At 44.1% G+C, this 3,085-nt stretch carries 4 protein-coding genes; 1 reads left to right on the top strand and 3 read right to left on the bottom strand.

Annotation, left to right across the window (positions count from 1 at the left end):
- Positions 1–210: 210 nt before the first annotated feature.
- From HMPREF2726_RS03685 to HMPREF2726_RS03695, 3 genes are all read right to left on the bottom strand, one after another.
- Complete coding sequence (locus HMPREF2726_RS03685) at positions 211–885, bottom strand: hypothetical protein (protein WP_003758364.1); 675 nt, start codon at positions 883–885, stop codon at positions 211–213.
- A 289-nt stretch (positions 886–1,174) separates the two neighbouring features.
- Positions 1,175–1,513 carry an iron-sulfur cluster insertion protein ErpA gene (gene erpA, locus HMPREF2726_RS03690; protein ID WP_003758366.1) on the bottom strand — a complete coding sequence of 113 codons (339 nt, stop codon included), beginning with the start codon at positions 1,511–1,513 and terminating at the stop codon, positions 1,175–1,177.
- 216 nt (positions 1,514–1,729) lie between these two features.
- Complete coding sequence (locus HMPREF2726_RS03695) at positions 1,730–2,416, bottom strand: S24 family peptidase (protein WP_003758368.1); 687 nt, start codon at positions 2,414–2,416, stop codon at positions 1,730–1,732.
- 299 nt (positions 2,417–2,715) lie between these two features.
- Here HMPREF2726_RS03695 and HMPREF2726_RS03700 point away from each other — a divergent pair, with 299 nt between their 5' ends.
- Positions 2,716–2,991 carry a hypothetical protein gene (locus tag HMPREF2726_RS03700; protein ID WP_003758370.1) on the top strand — a complete coding sequence of 92 codons (276 nt, stop codon included), beginning with the start codon at positions 2,716–2,718 and terminating at the stop codon, positions 2,989–2,991.
- Positions 2,992–3,085: the final 94 nt, after the last annotated feature.

Consider the following 3,085-nt stretch of genomic DNA (forward strand, 5'->3'; position numbering starts at 1 on the left):
GGGGATTTTGGGGAATTTTGCAAAGGTCTCAGATTGAGGGTGCATCAAGTTTAAACTGGTAGGGTGTTGCCCTCACTTCAGCTCGCGGAGAGGCATTTTCTAAAGTGTTGAAGCACCTTAAAAAATCGGTTTCGTACGATTTGTACTGTCTGCGGTTTCGCCGCCTTGTCCTAATTTAAACTTAATCGACTTAATCGCGTTATTTCCGTTTTACAGGAACTTGGCGGCAAGGTATCCGGCAGCCACCAAGCCGAACATGGCAAGAATACCCAATACGCTGATCAGGATATAAGTGTTCTTTTTGGATTGCAAAGCAGCCAATTGGGGATCTTCACCCAATTCTTGGCGGAGTTTGCTTTCCAGTTCTGAGCGGATTTGTTTGCGCAGGAGTTTTTCTTCACGCTCTTTTTCAATTTGCAGCTTATGGGCGATTTCCGCTTGTTTTTTATGCTCAAACGCCACCCGTTCCTGCCATTCGATGCGCTTGCGCTGGATGATTTGCTCGGTTGCGCTGGCAAGGTGGAAATGGCAGACGGGACATTCCGTCGCCTCGTGATCCTCAATCAGGGTCAAACATACGGGACACTGGCGGATTTCAGGAGCCGCTTCTTCCTGTTCTTCACCGCTGAGATCCAGCTCCAATTCCATCGATTGGCGGACGATGACATCCAATCCCAAATAATTGAAATATTGTTGGGCGTTTTCACGTTCGTCTTGGGTGCAGTTCTCGGCAATAATGGCTTGCGGACGTTCGGCAAGCGCTTGAACCAAATCTTCGGCTTCTTTTTCCGGCAGATTATCGTACAAGCAGGCGTTGATGCGCTCGCGATCGACATCCGGCGGATAAGAAACATAAACGTCGTAAAGTTTATCTTGTTTCTTCATTGTGATCCCATGAGATATAAAATCCTGCTTTGTTATTTGAAGGCAGGTATTTAGTGTCGGTTTTGTTATAAAGTATAGATTATTATTCGTCTATTTGTCTTAACCGAAGGATAAAGGGTATTTTATTCGGCTGAAATAGTATAAATGCCCGATTCTGACCGATTATAGTATATTAATGAATATTACCAAATGGAACTATGAATTATAAGATAGATGTTATTGCTTTGAAAGCATATCAATCTAAAAGGCCGCCTGAGTGAACAGACGGCCTTTTTTAGAAAACGGCGTATTAGACGGAAAATGAAGAACCGCAACCGCAAGTGGTCTCCGCATTCGGATTGCGGATAACGAATTGGGAACCTTGCAGGCTTTCGGTGTAGTCGATTTCCGCGCCGACCAAATATTGATAGCTCATCGGATCGACCAAGAAAGTCAGCCCGTTTTTTTGGATTTCAAAATCGTCATCGTTTTTGATTTCGTCAAAGGTAAAACCGTATTGGAAGCCTGAGCAGCCGCCGCCGTTGACGAATACGCGCAGTTTCAAGTCGGGATTGTTTTCTTCGGCAATTAAATCAGCTACTTTGGTGCAGCAGCTTTCTGTAAAAATGATAGGGCTTTCGTCTGACATGATGTGATTCCTTTTATATAAATATTGCCAGTATTGTCGCGCAAACGGATTCTTGAAGCAAGAAGAGGGTGTTGCGGGTCGGGCGGCAATATCTGTCAACCGCTTACATGGCTGCAATCTCGAAAAATTTCAATAGGCAGGCGGACAGCCTTTACACCGTCCGTCCTGTTAAAAAATAGGAAAACATGAATTCAGGTCGTCTGAATACAACGCAGATCAGATAATCCGTCCAAACCATTCCACGCGGCCGATGATGGCAACATCTTCGGTCATTTTGTTTAAATCGATTTCAAAGGCCGGATAGGCTTCGTTGGCGGAGATGACGTTGACGATGCCGCCGGGTATGACTTGCAGCCGTTTCACCAAAAGATTTTCATTGATACGCAGAACATATAACCCATCGCGCGGGGTGGTTTCGCTGCGGTTGATGAGGATGGTATCCCCGTCGTTCAGGACGCCTTCCATAGAGTCGCCTTTGACGGAAATGACCGACAGGTTTTTGGTGTCGCGGGTAACGTAGTTTTCAATCCAGTAACGGCGGAATGCCATGGTAAACATGGGTTTTTCATCGCCGACAAGCTGTCCGTGTCCTGCGGCGGCATGGATGTCGTAGCGCGGAACGAAGATAAATTCGTCAATATCGACCGGATTGCCCAAAGTGTCGTAAGCGGTGGCTTTAGGCGGCTCGGTATTGGGAAACGGCTCTCCTTCTCCCGTCAGAAGCCAGTCTATGCTGCATCCTTTGAGCTGTTTGATTTTTTTCAGGGTTTCGGATTTGGGTAATCCGCCCTCGTTCCAGATGCGGCTGAAGCCGGCGATGGTCATATCGATATCGGCCGCGATTTTGGCTTGTCGTGCTTCATCTTTCCATAGAAAAGCCAGTCTGTCTTTAAAGGTATCCATGTTGTTCCTTTGGTTTAAGTGTGATTTTTAATACACTTTGAATGGTTAATGTGTATTTTACCTTAGTTTTTATCAAATTGTAAGAAAAATATTAGTTATGCTAAGAAAAAGTATTGCTGTTTTTGTTTTTTCTGAGTATTATGTGCTTATTGTTAGATTAATCGAATAATTTCGGTTCAAAAATACTTTTATTTTTAATTTGTATCTCGGTTTTGATGCTTTATTCTGATTAATCTGATTTTTTAGACTGAATTATGTTTTATTTGAATGTGTTTTAGATTTTGTTGGAGGCTGTGAAAATGACTCGTTATCGTAAAAATGCTTGGTTGGTTCTGACTGCTTTTGTATTGGGTTTTTTGGCGTTTCCTTTCAGCTATTCGCAAGCGCATCAATCTGATATCAGCGTTTCGGCACAAGAGTGCGAGCAGTTGAATAATTTGGTTTTGGAAAATATGAACGGGCAGCAGCAAGTATTTGCGCGCGAGTGTGATACGGTTGAGGCTTCGCATGATTGGGAGCAGCAGTACGGCAATTTGAATGAAGAAGAATTGGTTGCCGGTATTGTGTATGAGTGAGTGGCTGTGAGGCTGCTGTTATGAAGCTCTAAATCTGGAGGCGGGGAATTTTTGAGTTTGTATAGTGGATTAACTTTAAACCATTACGGCGTTG

It is taken from the genome of Neisseria sp. HMSC074B07 (assembly GCF_001810355.1).
Taxonomy (GTDB): Bacteria; Pseudomonadota; Gammaproteobacteria; order Burkholderiales; family Neisseriaceae; genus Neisseria.

Excerpts from the sequence above, each read along its gene's own strand:
- HMPREF2726_RS03685 (WP_003758364.1), bottom strand. The coding sequence starts at position 885 with ATGAAGAAACAAGATAAACTTTACGACGTTTATGTTTCTTATCCGCCG.
- erpA (WP_003758366.1), bottom strand. The coding sequence starts at position 1,513 with ATGTCAGACGAAAGCCCTATCATTTTTACAGAAAGCTGCTGCACCAAA.
- HMPREF2726_RS03695 (WP_003758368.1), bottom strand. The coding sequence starts at position 2,416 with ATGGATACCTTTAAAGACAGACTGGCTTTTCTATGGAAAGATGAAGCA.
- HMPREF2726_RS03700 (WP_003758370.1), top strand. The coding sequence starts at position 2,716 with ATGACTCGTTATCGTAAAAATGCTTGGTTGGTTCTGACTGCTTTTGTA.